Raw genomic sequence first — 20,402 nt, forward strand, 5'->3', positions numbered from 1 at the left:
CATCCCAGCGCGGCCGCCGCACTCCACGTCGCCACGCCGTTCACCCCCGCTCGAAATGGGATGATCTTGCAGTCGCCGCCCGCGCCGACTGCTCCCCATACGCGTCGTGACCTCACGCCGGAGGCGTGAGGTCACTAACGGCGCCGGGAGAACGGCTGGGCCGCCGGAACCCCTGAGGACCCGGCGGCCTGCCCGTCACGACTCCTTGGTCACGACATGAGCTCGCGCATGAGGCGGGCGGTCTCGCTGGGAGTGCGGCCGACGCGGACGCCGACCTTCTCCAGGGCCTCCTTCTTGGCCTGGGCGGTGCCGGCGGAGCCGGACACGATCGCGCCGGCGTGGCCCATCGTCTTGCCCTCGGGCGCGGTGAACCCGGCGACGTAGGCGACGACGGGCTTGGTGACGTGCTCGTCGATGTAGGCCGCGGCCCGCTCCTCGGCGTCGCCGCCGATCTCGCCGATCATCACGATCGCGTCGGTCTCCGGGTCGTCCTGGAACGCCTGGAGCGCGTCGATGTGGGTCGTGCCGATGACCGGGTCGCCGCCGATGCCGACGCAGGTGGAGAAGCCGATGTCGCGCAGCTCGTACATGAGCTGGTAGGTCAGCGTGCCCGACTTCGACACCAGGCCCACGCGGCCCTTGGTGGTGATGTCGGCCGGGATGATCCCGGCGTTGGACGCGCCGGGCGAGGCGATGCCGGGGCAGTTCGGCCCGATGATGCGGGTCTTGTTGCCCTTGGAGACGGCGTACGCCCAGAACTCGGTGGTGTCGTGGACCGGCACGCCCTCGGTGATGACCACGCACAGCGGGATCTCGGCGTCGATGGCCTCACGGACGGCCGCCTTGGTGTGCGCCGGGGGCACGAAGACGACGGAGACGTCCGCGCCCGTCTGCTCCATGGCCTCCTTGACCGTGCCGAAGACCGGCAGGCCCTCGTGCGTGACGCCGGCCTTGCGGGCGTTGACGCCGCCCACGACGTTCACCCCGGCGGCGAGCATGCGGCGGGTGTGCTTGGTGCCCTCACCGCCGGTCATGCCCTGAACGATGATCTTGCTGTTCTCGGTGAGCCAGATAGCCATTACGCACCTACCGCGGCGAGCTGGGCGGCGCGCTTGGCCGCTTCGTCCATCGTGTCGACCAGCTCGACGCGCGGGAGCGCGGCGTCGGCCAGGATCTGCCGCCCGAGAGCGGCGTTGTTGCCGTCCAGACGGACGACGAGCGGGTGGGTCACTTCCTCGCCACGGCTCTCCAGCAGCTTGAAGGCCGAGACGATGCCGTTGGCGACCGCGTCGCAGGCGGTGATGCCGCCGAAGACGTTCACGAAGACCGACTTCACCGACGGGTCGGACAGGATGATCTCCAGTCCGTTCGCCATGACCTCGGCCGAGGCCCCGCCGCCGATGTCGAGGAAGTTGGCCGGCTTGGGCCGCCCGGGGAACTCCTCGCCCGCGTACGCCACGACGTCCAGCGTGGACATGACCAGGCCGGCGCCGTTGCCGATGATGCCGACGTCGCCGTCCAGCTTCACGTAGTTGAGGTGCTTCTCCTTGGCCCGGGCCTCCAGCGGGTCCTCCGCGGCCTTGTCGACGTACGTCACGTGCTCCGCCTGGCGGAAGTCCGCGTTGTCGTCGAGGGTGACCTTGCCGTCGAGCGCCTTCACCTGGCCGTCGGCCGACAGGATCATGGGGTTGACCTCGACGAGCGAGGCGTCCTCGTCCACGAAGACGGCCCAGAGCTTCTCGATCAGCTCGGCGGCGCCGTCCAGCGCCTGCTGCGGCAGGCCGCCGGCCACCGCGATCTCGCGGGCCCTGGCGCGGTCGACGCCGGTCAGCGGGCTGACCGGCACCTTCGCCACCTTCTCCGGCGCGGTGTGCGCGACCTCCTCGATGTCCATACCGCCGGAGGCGGAGCAGATCGCGAGGAACGTACGGTTGGCACGGTCGAGGAGGAAGGAGAAGTAGTACTCCTCCGCGATCTGGCTGGCCTCCTCGATCAGGACCTTGTGGACCGTGTGGCCCTTGATGTCCATGCCGAGGATCCGCGTCGCCTTGTCGTACGCGTCGGCGGCGTCGTCGGCCACCTTCACGCCTCCGGCCTTGCCGCGCCCGCCGGTCTTGACCTGGGCCTTGACGACAACGCGTCCGGTGAGCTGCTCGGCAGCCGCCCGCGCCTCGTCCGCGGTGTGCGCCACGATTCCGCGCGGCACCGCGATGCCGTACTCCGCGAAGAGCTCCTTCGCCTGATGTTCGAACAGGTCCACGAGGGTCCGTCCCTTTTGATGTCCGAGGCCGGGCGCCGTCGTCCCGCCCGGCTATTCCGCGCAAGAAGCCTAGTCCCCGCGCGAGCATGGCCTTGTCATCGGGTCACCCGGAGCCTTGCCTTCAACCCTCGATTACGGCAAGGTTGGGCAAAATGCCTAAACGGTGGCGGGAACCGCAGAACGGACCCAGTCCACGATCTCCTGGGTCGTGGAGCCCGGCGTGAATATCCGCGCCACCCCCATCCGCTCCAGCTCGGGGATGTCGGCCTCGGGGATGATGCCGCCGCCGAACACGACGATGTCCTCGGCGTCCTCCTCGCGCAGCACCTCGAAGAGCCGGGCGAAGAGCGTCATGTGGGCGCCCGACAGGATGGACAGCCCGATGGCCGCCGCGTCCTCCTGGATCGCCGTCCGGACGATCTGCTCCGGCGTCTGGTGCAGCCCGGTGTAGACGACCTCCATGCCCGCGTCCCGCAACGCCCGCGCCACGACCTTGACGCCGCGGTCGTGCCCGTCGAGCCCCGGCTTGGCGACGACGACCCGAATCCTGCCTGCCATGAAGACCTCCCAGATGGTGCCGCTGCCCGAAGCGTAACCGCCAGGGCGGCGAACGCTCCCCTGCCCGACGCGGCGCGGCTCAGCCGTCCGCCCGCGCCGCGCGCAGCAGCGCGCGCAGGCCGTCGACGAGCCCCTGCCGCTCCCCCGGGGTCATGGCCCGTACGGCCCGCGCCAGCGGGTCCTCCTCCCGCGGCAGGGCGGTCAGGGCGGCGGCGTGGCCGGCGTCGGTGACGCGGACGAAGACCCGCCGGCGGTCGCGCCGGTCGCGGGCCCGCACCACGAGGCCCCGGTCCTCGACGCGGTCGACGAGCTCGGTCGTCGCGGCCATGGACAGCCGCAACTGCCCGGCCAGCTCGCCCACCGTGAGCGGGCCTTGGGCGACCAGACGGCGCAGGACCGACGCCATGCGCGCCGTGACGTCGCCCTCGCCCACCGGCTGCCCGGACATCCGGAGACACCGGTGGACGGCGGGATAGAGCCGGGAGATCTCCTCGACGGCCGGCCTCTCCTCCATGCGTTCCTTTCGCATGCGAATTATTCGCCCGAAATAATAATCACCCCGCATACCCGCCCTTCATCTGCCATTTCACAGGAAATCTAGATTTCCGTGACTTGTCCGTGATCACGAACCACGAGGATTCCCGGGCCGCTCTTGATGATCAAGGGCACTTACGGGAGGAACCCCACGTGAAGCGAGCATTCATGGCGCTGGCGTGCGCCGCGACGGCCGCGCTCGTCGCGCCCGCCGTCGCCGCCCCCGCCCATGCGCAGACCACCACGGGAAGCCGGGCGCGGCCCGCGAACCCGGTGGCGGCGCTCAAGAAGCAGTTCGTTCCCGGCCGCGGCGTACGCGTCGTCTCGTCCGCCAGGTTGAACTACGGCGGCCTGATCGACGTCAAGTCCGGCGCGAAGGGCGTCGTCGGGTTCGGCCGGTCCGGGGTCGCGTCCTCCGACATCACCACCAAGACCAACTACGGTGGCGGGCTGAGCGATGACGACGAGCTCAAGGGTCTCAACGACCCGATGCGGACCATCACCGTCGGCCGGACGGCGTACGTCTCCGGAGGCGTCTACGCGGACCTGCTGCCCGACGGCAAGTCGTGGCTGCGCCTGCCCGGGCAGGACCCGGACGCGGCGCTGACCGGGATCGGCGGCTTCGTCAACCCGCTCGACCCGCGTGCCCTCCAGGCGGTCCTCGCGACCACCAAGGCCAAGGGCGCGGGCGGTGTCGTCAACGGCGCGCGGACCACGCTCTACCGGGGCACGATCACGGTGAAGCAGCTCGCCGCGGTGGTGCCGTCGCTGCGCAAGGGCCTGCCCTCCAGCATGTCGAAGGGCGTGATCAGCTGGAGGCTGTGGATCGGCGGAGACCAGCTCGTCCGCAAGGTGTCCAGCTCGTTGACGACGACCTTGAAGGTCAAGAAGACGAGCATCGGCATCGAGATGAGCAGCACGACCGCCTTCGGCGGCTGGGGCGGGAAGGTCACGGTGAAGGCGCCGCCGAAGGACCAGGTCGCCAGCACCTCGGACATCGACGGCAGCGTGCCGGACCTGCCGCAGGTCATCGACCTGGGCGACTGATCGGCGCACGGACGCCCGCGGCGGCCGGGCTCCCCGCCCGGCCGCCGCTCAGCGCCTGACGGCCGCCGCGCCCGGCCGCCGCTCACCCGCGCTCAGAGGCTCCCTGCCGCCGCTCAGAGCTTCTCGATGGGCGCGTAGGCGAGCAGCAGGGTCTTCTCCCCGTCCCCACCGAAGTCGATCTTCACTCGGGTCTTCTCGGCGACGCCGTCCACGCTGACGACCGTGCCCAGCCCGAAGCTGTCGTGGGTGACGCGGTCGCCGGGCGACAGGCTCGGCATCTGACGGCCGCCCGCCTTGGGCGCCGGCGCCGTACGGGCGGAGGGGCGGGAGGTCGCGGCGGACCAGGCGGTCTTGCCGGGGTCGCCGCGCCACTCGACCAGGTCGCCCGGCACCTCCGACAGGAAGCGCGAGGCCGGGTTGAACGACGGCGCCCCCCACGAGGACCGCACCGCCGAGCGGGACAGGTAGAGCCGCTGCTTGGCCCGGGTGATGCCGACGTACGCCAGCCTGCGCTCCTCCTCCAGTTCCTTCGGGTCGCTGAGCGAGCGCATGTGGGGGAAGACCCCGTCCTCCATGCCCGTGAGGAACACCACGGGGAACTCCAGGCCCTTGGCGGTGTGCAGGGTCATCAGCGTGACCACCCCGCCGTGCTCGCCGGTCTCGGGGGCGCGATCGCCCGGGGGGACGACCCCCGCGTTCCCGCCCGGGATCTGGTCGGCGTCGGCGACCAGCGAGACCTGCTCCAGGAAGTCGACGAGCGTGCCCTCCGGGTTGGCCTCCTCGAACTCGGCGGCCACCGAGATCAGCTCGTTGAGGTTCTCCAGGCGGCTCTCGTCCTGCGGGTCGCCCGAGGTCTCCAGCTCCGTGCGGTAGCCGGTGACGCGGAGCACCTCCTCCGCGAGGTCGGAGAGCGGAAGCTCCTTGGCCCGCAACTCCTCCAGCATCGCGACGAAGTCCCTGATCGCGTTGAGCGACCGGGTGGCCAGCCCCGGAGCCTCGCCGGCCCGGCGCAGTCCCTCCCAGAAGCCGATGCGCTCCCGGTTCGCGAACGCCTCGACCATCGCCTCGGCCCGGTCGCCGATGCCGCGCTTGGGCACGTTGAGGACCCGCCGCAGCGACACCGTGTCGTTCGGGTTGGCCAGGACCCGCAGGTAGGCGAGCAGGTCCTTGACCTCCTTGCGCTCGTAGAACCGCACCCCGCCCACGACCTTGTACGGCAGGCCGGTGCGGATGAAGATCTCCTCGAAGACGCGGGATGCGGCGTTCGTGCGGTAGAAGATCGCCACGTCGCCCGGCGTGACGTCGTGGTCGTCGCAGAGCCGGTCGATCTCCTGCGCGACGAACATGGCCTCGTCGTGCTCGTTGTCGGCCGCGTAACCGATGATCTTCGATCCCGCGCCCTGGTCGGACCACAGGTTCTTCGGCTTGCGACCCTCGTTGCGGGAGATGACCGAGTTGGCGGCGTTCAGGATTGTCTGCGTGGAGCGGTAGTTCTGCTCCAGCAGGATCGTCCGGGCGTCCGGGTAGTCGCGCTCGAACTCCAGGATGTTGCGGATCGTCGCGCCACGGAAGGCGTAGATCGACTGGTCGGCGTCGCCGACGACGACCAGTTCGGCGGGCTCGACGCCCTCGCGCACCACGTCGCCGTCTGCGGTGCGCACCTCGGGCCGCCCGACCAGCTCGCGGACCAGCGTGTACTGCGCGTGGTTGGTGTCCTGGTACTCGTCGACCATCACGTGCCGGAACCTGCGCCGGTAGTGCTCGGCCACGTCGGGGAAGAGCTGGAACAACGTGACCGTCAGCATGATCAGGTCGTCGAAGTCCATCGCGCCGGCCTCGGTGAGCCGCCGCTGGTAGGTGCGGTAGGCCTCGGCGAGCGTGCGCTCCAGGTGCGTCGACGCCCGGTCGGCCGCCGTCTCGTAGTCGATCAGCTCGTTCTTGAAGTTGCTGACCTGGGCCGAGAACGACCGCGGCGGATAGCGCTTGGGATCGAGGTCGAGCTCGCGGCAGACCATCGCCATGAGCCGCTGGGAGTCGGCCTGGTCGTAGATCGAGAAGCTGGAGGAGAAGCCCAGCCGCTTGGCCTCGCGCCGCAGGATCCGCACGCAGGCGCTGTGGAACGTCATCACCCACATCGCCCTGGACCTCGGGCCGATCAGCTTGTCGACCCGCTCCTTCATCTCGCGGGCGGCCTTGTTGGTGAAGGTGATCGCGAGGATCTCCCCCGGCTGGACGCCGCGTTCCGCCAGCAGGTAGGCGATGCGGTGGGTCAGCACCCGGGTCTTCCCGGAGCCCGCCCCCGCGACGATCAGCAGGGGGCTGCCCTGGTGGGTCACGGCGTCCCGCTGCTGCGGGTTGAGGCCGTCGAGCAAGGGATGGGTGGCGGCTCCGATGGACACGTCCCTAGGGTATGACCGCCCACCGACATCCGGAGCCCACTCACCCGGCAAGGCCCGTTTAAGGTAATTGCCGGACCATGAGGAGGTTGCCCGTGCTGGACGAGGCGGAAATCCGCAAAGTGCTGGTCGTCGTCGCGCACCCCGACGACATCGACTTCGGCGGGGCGGGAACGATCGCCAGGCTGACCGAGGCGGGGGCCGAGGTCGTGTACTGCCTGGTCACCGATGGCGACGCGGGCGGATTCGACCGTCTGGTGGACAACGGCGGCATGGCGGCGCTGCGCCGGGCCGAGCAGACGGCGGCGGCCAAGTGCGTGGGCGTCGGCGACCTGCGCTTCCTGGGATACCAGGACGGGATGGTCGAGCAGACGCTCGGCCTGCGCCGCGACATCACGCGGGTGATCCGCCAGGTCCGGCCGGACCTGGTCGTCACCTCGACCCCCGACCGCAACTACGAGCGGCTCGGGCCGAGCCACCCCGACCACCGGGCCGTCGGCGGCGCCACCCTCGACGCGGTCTATCCCGACGCCCGCAACCCGTACGCCTTCCCCGAACTGCTCACCGACGAGGGCCTGGAGGCCTGGACGGTGCGCGAGGTGTGGCTGAGCGGCGGGATGGCCGTGAACCACTACGTCGACGTGACCTCCACAGTGGACCGGAAGGTCGCCGCCCTGCGCGCCCACGAGAGCCAGACCGCGCACATCCCCGACCTGGACGGCATGATCAAGGGCTGGCTCTCCGCCAACGCCGCCGCCGCGGGCCTCCCCGAGGGCTCGTACGCCGAGGCGTTCCAGCGGGTCGTCACCGCCTGAGCGGGGCGGCGGGGCCGGCGCTCCGGTCGTCCAGGCGGCGGGCGGCCCGGGCGGCGGCGTAGCCGAGGGAGTTCGTCGCCACGTGCAGCAGCGCGGGGGCGAGCAGACCGGCGCGGTGGCGGAGCCCGTGGAACACCAGCCCCGCCAGCGCGGTGGACGCCACCGTCCCCGCCACCAGCCGCCCCGCCTCCACACCGCCCCGGCGGCCGTCACCCGGGGCGGGGTCCTCCCCCGCCGTCAGGCGTCCGAGGGCGGGGTTGGCCCGCGCCATGTCGAGCGCGGGCAGCACGTGCCACACCCCGAACAGGGCGGCCGAGGCGGCGACCGCCGTACGCGCGGGCAGGACCCGGCCGAGCAGGGCCGGGAGCACGCCGCGGAAACCGACCTCCTCCAGCAGCACGGTTCCGAAGGGCACCTGGACCAGGGCCTCCTCCAGCACCCGGCGACGCGACAGCGCCAGCGCCCGCTGGTCGTGGAACAACGGCCGGGTCCGGGGCAGCGCCACGCCGGCCGCGTACCCCGCGGCGACGGCGGCGGCGAGCGCCCCGCCTGTCGCGGCGCCCGCGCGGGCGTCCCGGAAGCCCAGCTCATGCCGGGTCAGCCCGGCCCGCCGGGCGATCAGCAGGAGCGCGCCGGTCGCGGCGGCGGACGTCACCGGGGCCCAGCGCCGGGCGACGCGGTTGTTGAGCAGGTTCGCCGCGGTGAGCACGCCGAGACCCGTCGCGATCGTCCGCCTCACGCCGTCCTCCACCGCCTTCGCACGTGCCCCGCCATCACATCACGCCGCATCGCCACTGTGACCCGCCACGCTCCGCCCGCCGCGCCGCATCGTGCTCCGCCTCGCCGTGCTCCGCCTCGCCGTGCGCCGGCCCCGGCGCGCCGTCCGGCATGCCGTACACGACACGGTCCAGGAGGGATCAGCAGGCCCTCACGCCCTCGTTGTAGCCCTGGGCGAAGTACCCCTGCCGCTGCGGCGGCGTGCCGTGCGCGTCGGGCGCCCACCAGGCGTCGGTGGGGTCGCCGGCCGCTTCGAGGTTGACGAGCAGTTCCTCCTCGTCGCCCTCCTCGGCCCGCAGCGCCCGCGCCTGGATGAGGCCGCCGAGCGTGGCGCCCGCGTAGCAGTCGGCCTGAAGCTCCCGCTGCACGTTGTAGCGGAAGTCGTCCACGAGCTGGGCCTGGACCGCGTGCCCCAGTTCATGCGGGATCACCACGTAGACCGCGCCGTCGCCCATCTGGTCGTACATCGCCTTCAGCCAGGCGGCGTCGTAGGCGACGAAGTGCCCGTACGGGCAGTAGAAGGCGTTCTCCGGCACGGCCTGCTGCCCGCCGCAGTCGGGACCGTCGTTCCCCTCGTACGCGACGAAGCGGGTGATCGGGCGGTAGGTCTCCCCACTCTGGCCGAAGCGGTTCGCCCAGAACCACTCGGTGAGGCACCGGGCGAGCTTCACGTCGCCGGGGAAGTCGTCGCCGGTGCCCTTGCACGGCGTCGCCCGGGCGTCGCCCTGCTGCGCGCGGTCCGGCGGAGGCGACCCGGCGAGCGTGCCGCAGGACGCGACCAGGGTCACCAGGAGGAAGAACGCGGCGAACGCTCGACGGGTCATTCCACTACTGCTACCCCAAATATGGGGAAAAATTTCGCTAAACCCGCCCTTGGTGGTCACACACTCCAGAGGTGGACGGGCTCGTTGGTGTGCATGTGGTCCAGGTACCGCAGGGTCATCCGGCGCAGTGCCTCGTGGTCCCCGCCGAGCGCCCGGGCCGTCCTGACCTGCCAGTCCGCCCCCGTACGGCCGGTCACGCAGCGCCGCTCGATGATGCCGAGCAGCCGGTCGCGCTGGACCGGGTCGACCTCCCACAGGTCCAGCCCGTGATAGGCGAGGGGCAGCAGCCTGCGCAGGATCAGTTCGGCGGCGGGCACCTCCCCCAGGCCCGGCCAGTACAGGCGGGCGTCGAGGCCGTACCGCGCGGCGTTGCGGAGGTTGTCCTCGGCCGCGGCGAAGGACATGCGCGTCCACACGGGCCGTTCGGCCGACGGGAGCACCCGCATGAGCCCGTAGTAGAAGGCCGCGTTGGCGGCGATGTCCGCGACGGTCGGCCCGGCCGGTAACACCCGGTTCTCCACCCGCAGGTGCGGGACGCCGCCGGCCACGTCGTAGACGGGCCGGTTCCAGCGGTAGACGGTGCCGTTGTGCAGCCGGAGCTCGTGCAGCCCGGGCACTCCGCCGCCGTCCAGGACCTGCCTCGGGTCCTCCTCCTCGCACAGCGGCAGCAACGCGGGGAAGTAGCGGACGTTCTCCTCGAACAGATCGAAGACCGAGGTGATCCACCGCTCCCCGAACCACACCCGGGGCCGCACGCCCTGGGCCTTCAGCTCCTCGGGACGGGTGTCGGTGGCCTGCTCGAACAGGCTGATCCTGGTCTCCCGCCACAGCTCCTTGCCGAACAGGAAGGGCGAGTTGGCCGCGACCGCCACCTGCGGGCCCGCGATGACCTGGGCCGCGTTCCAGTGGTCGGCGAACTTCTCCGGGCTCACCTGGAGGTGGAGCTGGACGCTCGTGCACGCCGCCTCGGGGGTGATGCTGTCGGCGTAGGTGTCGAGCACATCGACGCCCTCGATGTGGAGGTGCAGGTCCTCGCCGCGGGCGGCGAAGATCTGCTCGTTCAGCAGCTTGTAGCGCGGATTGGCCGACAGCGTGCCCTCGCTGACGTCGGACTCGCGCAGGGTCGGCAGGATGCCGACCAGCATGAGCTGCCCGCCGACGCGGGCGGCCCGCTCCTGCCCGCGGTTGAGACGGCGCCGTACGGACTCCTCCAGCAGCCGGCTGCCGTCGCCGGACAGCACCTGCGGCGGCACGTTGATCTCGACGTTGAACTGGCCCAGCTCGGTGGCCCAGTCGGGCTCGGCGATGGCGGCCAGGACCTCGGCGTTCTTCATGGCCGGCTCGCCCCGCGCGTCGACCAGGTTCAGCTCGATCTCCATGCCCATCAGCGGCCGTTCGAACTCGAACCGCGACCCCCGCAGCATCTCCGCGAGGATCTCCAGCGACAGCTTGACCTTCTCCCGGTAGCGACGGCGGTCCTCCCGGGTGAAGGACACGGAGGGTACGTCACGGCCCATGCCCGAAGCGTCGCACGCCGAGGGGCGATCACACCAGACGGGCCGACACGGACGGGGTCAGACCAGGCGTCTGGCGGTGGCCCAGCGCGACAACTCGTGCCGGTTGGAGAGCTGCAGCTTGCGCAGCACGCTCGACACGTGGGTCTCGACGGTCTTCACCGAGATGAACAGCTCCTTGGCGATCTCCTTGTACGCGTAGCCGCGCGCGATCAGCCGCAGCACCTCACGCTCCCGCTGGGTGAGCGAGTCGAGCTCGGGATCGATGGGCGGCGCCTCGGTCGAGGCGAACGCGTCGAGCACGAAGCCGGCCAGCCGCGGGGAGAACACCGCGTCGCCCTCCGACACCCGGACGATCGCGTCGGTCAGCTCGGCGCCGCTGATCGTCTTGGTCACGTAGCCCCGGGCGCCGCCCCGGATGACCCCGATCACGTCCTCGGCGGCGTCCGACACCGACAGCGCGAGGAAGCGCACCTGCGATCCCGAGCCGAGCACGCGCCGGAGCACCTCCTGGCCGCCGCCGCCCGGCATGTGCACGTCGAGCAGCACCACGTCGGGCGCCAGCTCGGCGATCGCCGAGACCGCCGACTCGACGTCCTCGGCCTCGCCGATGACCTGGATCGACGGGCCCAGCTCGGCCCGTACGCCGGACCGGAACAGCCGGTGGTCGTCGACGATCAGCACGCGTACGGTCTTCATCAAAATCCTCCGAGGGAACCCCCGCCTCCAGGCGGGAGAGGAATCGGACTTACTACGGAGCAGGGTAGAGGCAGGCGTTTCGCCGCCAGGCGAACCGCCGTAGGAACACATGCACGAGCCTTAACCGATCGTGCAAGATGTGGGGCATGGCGCGGATCGTGAAGCGGGCCTACCGGTACCGCTTCTACCCGACCCCCGAGCAGGCCTGCGAGCTTGCCCGGACGTTCGGGTGCGTACGCCTGGTCTACAACAAGGCCCTGGAGGAACGGACCCGCGCCTACACCGTGGAAGGCCGCCGTGTCTCCTACGTTGAGTCCTCGGCCTCGCTCACGGCATGGAAGCGCAGCAAGGAGCTGGCGTTTCTCAACGAGGTGTCCAGTGTGCCGTTGCAGCAGGCGCTGCGGCACCTGCAGGCGGCGTTCGCGAACTTCTTCGCGCGCCGGGCCAAGTATCCCACCTTCAAGTCGCGCAAGAGGTCCCGAGCGTCGGCGGAGTACACCCGCTCGGCGTTCCGCTGGCGAGATGGCCGGCTCACGTTGGCCAAGATGCACGACCCGCTGGAGATCGCGTGGTCGCGTCCGCTTCCGGAGGGGGCGGAGCCGTCCACGGTGACGGTCTGCCGGGATGCGGCCGGGCGGTGGTTTGTGTCCCTCCTGGTGGAGGAGACGATCCGCTCTCTCGACCCCAGCGAAAGCATGGTGGGTGTGGATGCGGGGATCACGAATCTGCTGGCCCTGTCCCGCCAGATCCCCGGGTTGACCGACAAGGACGGCAGGGTCGCCAATCCCCGGCATGAGCGGGACAGCCGCAGGCGCCTGACCAAGGCCCAGCGCTCGCTGGCCCGCAAAGCCAAGGGCAGCGCGAACCGGGCCAAGGCCAGGCTCAAGGTCGCCCGCATCCACGCGCGGATCACCGACCGCCGCCGCGACTTCCTGCACAAGCTTTCGACTCGGCTCGTCCGCGAGAACCAAGTGGTCGTGATCGAGGACCTGACGGTGCGGAACATGGTGAAGAACCACGCCCTCGCCCGCTCGATCTCGGATGCGAGTTGGAGGGAACTGCGGTCCATGCTGGAGTACAAGGCCAACTGGTATGGGCGGGAGTTGCTGGTGGTAAACCGGTGGTTTCCCTCTTCCAAGTTGTGCTCGGCCTGCGGGGCACTGGCTGAGTCGATGCAGCTGCATGTCCGGACCTGGCAATGCGTCTGCGGGGCGGTCCACGACCGCGACATCAACGCCGCCAAGAACATCCTCGCCGCTGGGCTGGCGGAGAGGTGAAACGCCTGTGGAGCTGGTGTAAGACCTCAACGAGAATCCTCTCGGACGAGGCGACCGGCGGTGAAGCAGGAAGCCCGACCGGCGACGGTTGGAATCCCCTCCCTTCAGGCAGGGGAGATGTCAAGGTTCCCTCTTCATGGTCAGCATGACCTCGGTTCCGTCGCCGGGCTCGGTCCTGACCCGGGCGCTTCCGCCGTTGCGCTCCATCCTGCCGATGATCGACTGGCGGATGCCCATCCGGTCACCGGGGACGTCGTCGAGCACGAAGCCCTTGCCCCGGTCCCGGACGAACACCGTCACCTCGTCGGGCTCGACCTCGGCGTAGACGGAGACGACCGGAGACCCACTGTATTTGCACGCGTTGACCATCGCCTGCCGGGCGGCGTGGAGCAGGGCCACCATGTTCTCGGTCAGCTCGCAGTCGCCCACGCAGACGACCTCGATCTGCACGCCGTGGGCGTCCTCCTCCTCGGCCGCGACCCGGCGTACGGCGGCGGCGAGGGTCGCGTCGGCGTCCTGCTTGGGCTGGTAGAGCCAGTTGCGCAGCTCCCGCTCCTGCGAGCGGGCGAGCCTGGCCACCTCCCGCGCGTCGTGGGCGTTGCGCTGGATGAGGGTCAGCGTGTGCAGCACCGAGTCGTGGACGTGGGCGGCCACCTCGGCCCGCTCCTCCTGCCTGATGCGCTCGGTGCGCTCCCGCTGGAGCTCCTTGACGAGCGAGGCGAGCCAGGGCGCGGCGATCATCAGCATGCCGCCGACGACCACCGCCGTGAAGACCAGCCCGGTCTTCGCCTTGGCCAGCTCACCGCTCGCGGCGAGGAAGCCGATCGCGCCCACGACGACGAGGAGCGCGCCGATGCCGGTGCGGACCCAGGTCGTGCTGACCTGCTTGACCGCTCCGGACATCCAGCGCTGCCGGCGTCCCGGGTCGGCCTGCTGCCACAGGATCAGCGCGCCGATGCCGCCCACGGCGATCGGCCAGGTGCCGAACCCGCCGGTGGACGCGCCGGTCAGCCAGGCGAAGGCCCCGAGCGTCAGCCACAGCACGCCGTACGCCGCGAGCTGCCCCCACTCGCGGGCGGGCTCGCGGCCCTCCACCTCCTCCTTGGGGGTGAACATCCACAGCGCGGCGTACGCCACGAGGCCCAGCCCGTCGACGACGGTGAGCAGCACGAAGGCGAGGCGCAGCACGACGGGGTCGAGCCGCAGCTGGGCGGCGGCGCCCTGGGCGACGCCCGCGACCACCCGGCCCGACACGGGCCGGACCATCCGGGGGAACGCCACGGGGGCGTTAGGCATCTCAGACATCTCGGAAAGCATCGTCACACGTCAGGGAGCATGGGCGCATCAGGGCATGCCCTGATGTGGCCCCTGGGGACTCGGGGACGGCTCAGGGGTTCCCCCGATGGCAGGCCTGCGGCGGACCCGGCCAGGATGGGACCATGACCGAGGCGCCATCCGCTCCCGCTCCCGACCCCGCCGGCCAGCCAGAACCCGAGAGGGTGCTGAGCCGCCACCGCGACGGCCGCGTGATCACAGGCGTGTGCGCGGGCCTCGGCAGGTACACGGGCATGGACCCGGTGCTCTTCCGGGTCGGGTTCGCGGTGCTGGTCCTCGCCTCCGGCATCGGCGTCATGCTGTACGTCGCGGCGTTCCTGCTGATGCGCCGGCCGGACGGCGGCCCCGGCCACCTGGAGCAGTGGACCCGGCGGATGTTCGACGCCGAGACCGTGCTCGCCTTGCTGGCGGCGGTCTTCGCGTTCGGGCTGATCATCAACGTGGCCTCGGGCGGCATCAACCGCGGCACGATCGTCGTCGGCACGCTGCTGGCCATCGTGCTGATGGCCGCGCACGCCCGGGGCGTCGACCTGCTCACCATGGCCAGGTCGATGCCGGAACGGGCGACCGGCCGGCGCGGCATGACCCGGTCCACCCCCGGGTTCGCGCCGTTCGCCCCCTTCGCGCAGGAGCCGTACGCCCCGGCGCCGCAGCCGACCGAGACGACGGCGATGCCGGGAACGTACGGTCCGCAGGCGGCCGGGCGGGGGCCCGAGCCGTCCGCCCGCCGGAGCGCGACCCCCGAGGACACCGCTGAGAACAGCGCCCAGGACACCGCCGTCCGCCGGTTCGCGTCGGAGCCCACGCGGGAAACGGTGACGGAACAGGTGCGGGACACCACGTCAGAGCCCATGTCAGAGCCCGTGTCAGAGCTCGGGGCGGAGCCCACGGGGGACACCGTGTCGGAGCCCGTGCGCGACGTGGACGCCGAGCATGGCGCGGGTTCCGCGGCCCGGGCCGACGCCGACCCGCCGACCCGGGCCTTCGAGACTCCGGCCGGCACGGCCCCGCTGTCCGGGCCGGACGCCCCGGGCTCCGGCCTACGCGACTCCGCCACACACGACCCCGGCCTACGCGACTCCGGCACACACGACTCCGGCACGCGCGACTCCGGCACGCGCGACTCCGGCACGCGCGACTCCGGGCCACTCGGCTTCGGCGCGGGCGGGGGTCCCGTACCGCCGCCTCGGGCCGCGGACGGGTACCGGCGGCTGTCGGACCTGGCCCGCGAGGCGCGGGCGAGCGCGCGAGGCGACCTCGGCTCACCCGGCCAGGCGCCGGGCCGGGCCGCCGGTCAGGGGTACGGAGCCGGCGGATCGCAGGGGTACGGCGCGGGCGAGCCTTTCGCGCCCCACGGCCCGTACACGATGCGGGAGCCGTACCGGCCGCTCGCCACGCCCTACGCGGCGGGCCCGTACGGGCCGCCCGTGGCCCCGCCGCCGCGGCCCAGGAAGCCCAAGCGTCCCAGGTCGTTCGTCAGCGGCCTCACGATATGCCTCGCCCTGATCGTTGGAGGGATCATGGTCACCATGCAACGGACCGGCACCGGCTCGGTCGGCCTCCCGGTCGTCGGCGGGGCGGTGCTCATCACTATCGGCGCGGGCCTGCTCGTCGCCGCCTGGTTCGGGCGAGGCGGCGGGCTGGTCGCCGCCGGCACGATCGTGGCCCTCGTGCTGGTGGGAAGCACGACGGTCAACGGCATTCCCCGCAAGGTCGGCAGCTACGTCTGGCATCCCGTCACCGCCGTGCAGTCGCCCAGCACCTACGAACTGGGCATCGGCGAGGGCAAGCTCGACCTGAGCGACGTCCCGCTGAAGTCGGGCGCCCGGCTGAGGTTCGACGCCTCGGTGTCGCTGGGCCAGCTCACGGTGATCGTCCCGCCCACCGCGCGGATCGAGGTGTACGGCTTCACGAAGCTGGGCGAGGTGCGGATCGACCACACGGTCGAAGACGGCACCAACGTGCGGTTCGACCGCGTCCTGGAGCCCGAGACGCCCGGCAAGGGCGACGCGGCCACGATCGAACTGCACGTCAAGGCGGGCGTCGGAGACGTGGAGGTGCGCCGTGCTGCCTGACCACCACACCGATCCTCGTGCCCAGCGCCCGCGCCGGGTGCACCGTACGAGCTGGATGTGCCTGCTCTCGGGCCTGCTGTTCATCGGCATGGGCATCCGCTACCTGACCGGGCCCGACCCCGACGCGGTCGTGATGGCTCCCCTGCTCGTCGGAGGGCTGGGGTTCGCGGCCTTCATCGCGATCCTCGCGAAGGCCATCCGCCGCTGATCCCCTCCTGCTGACCCCGCCTCCTCGACCCTGGGCCCGGCTTCCGGTCCAGGGTCGGGGTGTTTCACGCCCTGATTCGGGAATCGGCTCGCCAGGAGCATACTCAGTATGCATACTGAGTATCCATGTCGGTACGACACGGCCTGCTCGCCCTGCTGAGTCAGGGCCCGCGTTACGGCTACCAGCTCAAGACCGAGTTCGAGGCGTCCACCGCCGACACCTGCCCGCTCAACATCGGGCAGGTCTACACGACGCTGTCCCGCCTGGAGCGGGACGGCCTCGTGTCCCGCGCCGGGGAGGACGAGCAGGGCCGCGTCCGATACGCCATCACCCCCGACGGGCACGGCGAACTCGACAGGTGGTTCGCCAAACCCGTCTCCCGGGCCGACCGGCCCCGCGACGAACTCGTCGTGAAGCTCGCCATGGCCGCCACCACCCCCGGCGTGGACGTGGCGGCGGTCGTCCAGGCGCAGCGGTCCTCGACGATGCGGACCCTGCAGGAGCTCACGCGCGCCAAGCGGGGCTTCGACGCGTCCGCCGAGACCGCGCAGCGCCTGGTCCTCGATTCGATGATCTTCCAGGCCGAGGCCGAGCAGCGCTGGCTCGACCACTGCGAAGCCGTCCTCGGCGGCCCCTCCGACTCCAGCCCAGCCAAGGAGACCCCGTGACCGAGCGTGAGCCGTCCGCGTCCGCAGCGGACCAGTTACCCCGCCCGGACGGCGAGCCGATCGTCCGCCTCGCGGGCGTCGTCCGCGTCCACGGCGAGGGGCCGCACGCCGTACCCGCCCTGCGGGGCGTCAGCCTCGACGTGCGGGCCGGTGAGCTGGTCGCCGTCATGGGCCCGTCCGGGTCCGGCAAGTCCACCCTGCTCAACCTGGCGGGCGGGCTCGACCGGCCGACCGAGGGGTCCGTCCTGCTCGAAGGCCGCGAGCTGCGTGATCTGCCGCCCAAGCGGCTCGCGGAACTGCGCCGCAGGAGCGCGGGCTACGTGTTCCAGGACCTCAACCTCATCCCGTCGCTGACGGTGGCCGAGAACGTGGCGCTGCCGCGTGAGCTGGACGGCGTGTCCACGGCGAAGGCCCGGCGTGCGGCCCTGCGGGTGCTGGACGAGGTGGGTCTCACGGACCTGGCCGACCGCTATCCCGACGACCTGTCGGGCGGGCAGCGCCAGCGGGCCGCCATCGCCCGGGCGCTGGTCGGCGAGCGCCGCCTGCTCCTCGCGGACGAGCCCACCGGGGCCCTCGACACCCGGGCGGGCGACGAGATCATCCAGGTGCTCCGGCAGCGCGCCGACGCGGGGGCCGCCGTGCTGCTGGTCACCCACGAACCGCGCTACGCCGCCTGGGCCGACCGCGTCGTCTTCCTCCGGGACGGCCGGATCACCGACTCCTCAGACACCGGCGGGACGGACGAGGCCGACGGCATGGGCGTGGTGAGCGCCCGATGAGAGGCCTGCGCGCCGCGCTGCGGATCTCGCGCCGAACCGCCTGGCGTTCCAAGGGGCGCAGCGCGCTGATCCTCGCGATGCTCGCGCTGCCCGTCGCCGTCATCACCTTCACACTGACCACGTTCGCCACCCTGTACACCGCTCACCAAGGGCACTATCCCCTGGGCCGGGCCGACGCGCTGGTGCAGGGCGCCCGCGAGTTGAGCGGCCTCAGGCAGAGCGCGTGGGGAGACAACGTCTCGCTTCGGCCCGGGACGAAGGCGACGCCGTACACGCGGGCGGAGATCGCCGGGTTCCTGCCCGGTAGCCGTCTGATCCCGGTGTCACAGCGGTCCATCCGTTATCTCGCCCCGGGAGGGTACGAGCAGGGGCTCGTCCGGCAGGTGGATCTGCGCGACCCGATGTCCCAGGACACCTTCCGGCTCGTGCGGGGCAGGCTTCCCACCGCTCCCGGTGAGGCCGTCATCTCCGCCCAGCGGCTGGACAAGCAGGTCAGGCCCGGCGTGACGCTCCTCGCGACGGAGGAACGACGCCCACTCAGGATCGTCGGCGTCGCCCTGTTCGCCCAGGTGTGGCCGATGCCCGACGTCGTCGCCTTCCCCGGCAGCCTGCCCGATTCCGGCTTCAGCTCCGGCAACCCCATCAATATGACGTACAGCTGGCTCGTGGACGCGCCGCGTCCGCTGTCGTGGGCGGACGTCCGCCGCCTCAACGCGCGCGGCCTCCTGGTCGCCAGCCGGGCCGTCGCCGACAGCGCTTCGGCCTCCGCGCCGCAGTACGACCTGAGATTCGACAGGTCCACGCTGCCGGTGCTCCCGTGGATGGGGATCGCGCTGCTGCAGGTCGTCCTCGCGGCCGGGCCCGCCTTCGCCGTCGGCCGCCGGCGGCGGGCGCGCGAGTTCGCGCTCGTCGCCGCCCAGGGCGGCTCCCCCGCACAACTGCGGATGATCGCGCTGGCCGACGGCCTGCTCTTCGGCGTCGCCGGCGCCGCGACCGGGGCCGTGATCGGCGTCGTCGCGGTGCCGCTCGCGACTCCAGGGCTCGAGCTGTGGGCGAAGGCCCTGGTGGACCCGTTCATCGTCCCCTGGACCTCGGTCGTGCTGGTCTCGGTGCTCGGGGTCGTCGCCGGGGTGCTGGCCGCCCTCGTCCCCGCCCTCGGCGCGGGCCGTACGGACGCCGCGGCGGTGCTGACCGGCAGGCGCGAGCGGCGCCGCGACCGCGCGGGCCGGCCGCTGCTCGGAGCGGTGCTCGTCGTGGCGGGCCTCACGGCGACGGCGGTGAGCGCCGGGCATGGCGTCCACTGGATCGCAGCCTCGGCTCTGCTCACCCAGCTCGGACTGGTGGCCCTGGTGCCGGCCCTCGTCGGCGCGGTGGGCCGGGCCGCCGCCCGTCTGCCCCTGCCGCTCCGCTTCGCCGTGAGGGATGCCGTACGCAACAGGGGTCGTACGGCGCCCGCCGTCGCCGCGGTGATGACCACGGTCGTGGTGCTCACCGCGACAGGCGTGGCCTGGCAGACCTCGGTCGTTCACTCTTCACCGTTCCAGCGTGACCAGCAGCAGGGGCCGACGGGGTCGTTGCAGATCACCGCACGCGAGATCACTCCGCGGTTGTGGGACCGAATCCGCAACGCCGTACAGCGGGAACTGCCGACGGGTGTCCCGCTGGTCGAAGGACGGGCTCTCGCGACGAAGGCCGGCGTGCCGCTCGGCGTGACCCTGCCGGAGCCGGTCCAGTCAGGGAATCAGCCGATCCCCTTCCTCGGCGATGGGAGCGGCTGGCTGCTGGCCGGAGACGAGGCACTGCTGCGTTACGTACTCGGCCGCGAAGACCCGGAGGCGGTCGCGGCGCTGCACGCGGGTAAGGCGGTCGTGCTCAATCCCACCACCATCCGGGAGGGCAGGATCACGGCACAGATCATGACGCTGTACACGACACCCCCGGACAAGCCCGCGTCGCTCTCCTTTCCGGCCGTCGGGGTGCCGCCCACGGGGCAGGGCTGGGCGCGTGTGGTCGTCTCGCCCGAGGCGGCCGAGAAGCAGGGCTACGGCACCGCCACCACCCTCCTCGCGGTGAACCCCGCGGATTATCGGACGCCACAGGCGACGGTGGACCGGATCACCGCGGCCGTGGAGGCCATCACGTCCCACGCGACGGTCAGGCTGGAGACGCCGCGCGGTCCCGTGGACGACTCGGTGGCCCTGCTCGTGCTCGCCGTGGCGGCCGCCGTGCTCGTGCTGGGGATGACCTTCGTCGCGACCGCGCTGGCCGCCGCCGAGGCCCGGCCCGACCTGGAGACGATGGCCGCGGTGGGGGCGGCTCCCCGGACGAAGCGGGCCGTCGTCGCCGGCCAGGCCCTGGTGATCGCGCTGCTCGGCACGACGATCGGGGTGCTCGCCGGTCTGCCGCCCGGCGTCGCCACGGCCCGGGTGCCGTCCGGGCTGTACCGGCCGGTGATGATGGTGCGGCCCGACGGGGTGCCCGTGGTCGTACACCCGCGGCCGCCGGCGCTCCTGCTCACGATCCCGTGGCCGCTCATCGGCCTGCTCGTGGTCGGGCTGCCCCTGCTGGCCGCGCTCGGCGGCGCCGTGTTCACCCGGTCGCGCCTGCCGCTCCCCCGGCGCAGGGTCACGTGACCT

The 20,402-nt window shown here is 71.7% G+C and carries 16 protein-coding genes and 2 pseudogenes; 8 read left to right on the forward strand and 10 right to left on the reverse strand.

The window, feature by feature from the left end; genetic code table 11:
* Positions 1-209: 209 nt before the first annotated feature.
* From sucD to FED44_RS09820, 4 genes are all read right to left on the reverse strand, one after another.
* Entirely contained in the window at positions 210-1,079 is an 870-nt protein-coding gene (sucD, locus tag FED44_RS09805; protein ID WP_111698408.1) for a succinate--CoA ligase subunit alpha, read from the reverse strand.
* A complete protein-coding gene (gene sucC, locus FED44_RS09810) occupies positions 1,079-2,260 on the reverse strand; it encodes an ADP-forming succinate--CoA ligase subunit beta (protein ID WP_138460455.1) in 1,182 nt (393 codons plus the stop codon). Before sucC ends, sucD begins: the two co-directional genes overlap by 1 nt.
* Before the next feature lie 156 nt (positions 2,261-2,416).
* On the reverse strand, positions 2,417-2,818 hold the full coding sequence (locus FED44_RS09815) for a cobalamin B12-binding domain-containing protein (protein ID WP_111698412.1): 402 nt from the start codon (positions 2,816-2,818) through the stop codon (positions 2,417-2,419).
* 79 nt (positions 2,819-2,897) lie between these two features.
* Positions 2,898-3,347, reverse strand: a complete 450-nt coding sequence (locus FED44_RS09820) for a MarR family transcriptional regulator (RefSeq protein ID WP_165900502.1) — start codon at positions 3,345-3,347, stop codon at positions 2,898-2,900.
* Positions 3,348-3,505: 158 nt separating this feature from the next.
* On the opposite strand from FED44_RS09820, the gene FED44_RS09825 reads away from it, so the two are divergent.
* Positions 3,506-4,399, forward strand: coding sequence for a hypothetical protein (locus FED44_RS09825; protein WP_138460456.1), 894 nt, complete (start codon positions 3,506-3,508; stop codon positions 4,397-4,399).
* 113 nt (positions 4,400-4,512) lie between these two features.
* Here FED44_RS09825 and pcrA read toward each other — a convergent pair whose 3' ends face one another.
* A complete protein-coding gene (gene pcrA, locus FED44_RS09830; RefSeq protein ID WP_464515798.1) occupies positions 4,513-6,798 on the reverse strand; it encodes a DNA helicase PcrA in 2,286 nt (761 codons plus the stop codon).
* Between the two features lie 77 nt (positions 6,799-6,875).
* On the opposite strand from pcrA, the gene FED44_RS09835 reads away from it, so the two are divergent.
* A complete protein-coding gene (locus FED44_RS09835; protein ID WP_244301819.1) occupies positions 6,876-7,610 on the forward strand; it encodes a PIG-L deacetylase family protein in 735 nt (244 codons plus the stop codon).
* Here FED44_RS09835 and FED44_RS09840 read toward each other — a convergent pair.
* From FED44_RS09840 to FED44_RS09855, 4 genes are all read right to left on the reverse strand, one after another.
* Positions 7,600-8,349: a CPBP family glutamic-type intramembrane protease gene (locus FED44_RS09840; protein ID WP_138460457.1), complete on the reverse strand. Its 750-nt coding sequence runs from the start codon at positions 8,347-8,349 to the stop codon at positions 7,600-7,602. The two genes, FED44_RS09835 and FED44_RS09840, sit on opposite strands and share 11 nt — an antisense overlap.
* 178 nt (positions 8,350-8,527) lie before the next feature.
* The gene (locus tag FED44_RS09845) at positions 8,528-9,211 is read right to left on the reverse strand and encodes a neutral zinc metallopeptidase (RefSeq protein ID WP_138460458.1); all 684 of its coding nucleotides are present in this window, start codon (positions 9,209-9,211) and stop codon (positions 8,528-8,530) included.
* A 56-nt stretch (positions 9,212-9,267) separates the two neighbouring features.
* Positions 9,268-10,728 carry a glutamate-cysteine ligase family protein gene (locus FED44_RS09850; RefSeq protein WP_138460459.1) on the reverse strand — a complete coding sequence of 487 codons (1,461 nt, stop codon included), beginning with the start codon at positions 10,726-10,728 and terminating at the stop codon, positions 9,268-9,270.
* 57 nt (positions 10,729-10,785) lie between these two features.
* Positions 10,786-11,424, reverse strand: a complete 639-nt coding sequence (locus FED44_RS09855) for a response regulator (RefSeq protein WP_111698424.1) — start codon at positions 11,422-11,424, stop codon at positions 10,786-10,788.
* A 146-nt stretch (positions 11,425-11,570) separates the two neighbouring features.
* Between FED44_RS09855 and FED44_RS09860 the strand changes: the two are divergent.
* Positions 11,571-12,788, forward strand: a pseudogene (locus FED44_RS09860) (RNA-guided endonuclease InsQ/TnpB family protein); the annotation flags it as partial.
* A gap of 33 nt (positions 12,789-12,821) precedes the next feature.
* On the opposite strand, the gene FED44_RS09865 reads toward FED44_RS09860, so the two are convergent.
* Positions 12,822-13,997 (reverse strand): ATP-binding protein, encoded by a 1,176-nt coding sequence (locus FED44_RS09865; RefSeq protein WP_165900503.1) that lies wholly within the window; start codon positions 13,995-13,997, stop codon positions 12,822-12,824.
* 143 nt (positions 13,998-14,140) lie between these two features.
* Here FED44_RS09865 and FED44_RS38410 point away from each other — a divergent pair.
* The 5 genes and pseudogenes from FED44_RS38410 to FED44_RS09890 form a co-directional block, all read left to right on the forward strand.
* Positions 14,141-14,350, forward strand: a pseudogene (locus FED44_RS38410) (PspC domain-containing protein); the annotation flags it as partial.
* A gap of 1,750 nt (positions 14,351-16,100) precedes the next feature.
* A complete protein-coding gene (locus tag FED44_RS09875; protein ID WP_111698430.1) occupies positions 16,101-16,319 on the forward strand; it encodes a hypothetical protein in 219 nt (72 codons plus the stop codon).
* A gap of 125 nt (positions 16,320-16,444) precedes the next feature.
* The gene (locus FED44_RS09880; RefSeq protein ID WP_111698432.1) at positions 16,445-16,987 is read left to right on the forward strand and encodes a PadR family transcriptional regulator; all 543 of its coding nucleotides are present in this window, start codon (positions 16,445-16,447) and stop codon (positions 16,985-16,987) included.
* Positions 16,988-17,046: 59 nt separating this feature from the next.
* Positions 17,047-17,766, forward strand: a complete 720-nt coding sequence (locus tag FED44_RS09885) for an ABC transporter ATP-binding protein (protein WP_208758923.1) — start codon at positions 17,047-17,049, stop codon at positions 17,764-17,766.
* The gene (locus FED44_RS09890) at positions 17,763-20,399 is read left to right on the forward strand and encodes an FtsX-like permease family protein (RefSeq protein WP_138460463.1); all 2,637 of its coding nucleotides are present in this window, start codon (positions 17,763-17,765) and stop codon (positions 20,397-20,399) included. Before FED44_RS09885 ends, FED44_RS09890 begins: the two co-directional genes overlap by 4 nt.
* Positions 20,400-20,402: the final 3 nt, after the last annotated feature.

This window comes from Microbispora triticiradicis (genome assembly GCF_005864065.1).
Taxonomy (GTDB): Bacteria; Actinomycetota; Actinomycetes; order Streptosporangiales; family Streptosporangiaceae; genus Microbispora; species Microbispora triticiradicis.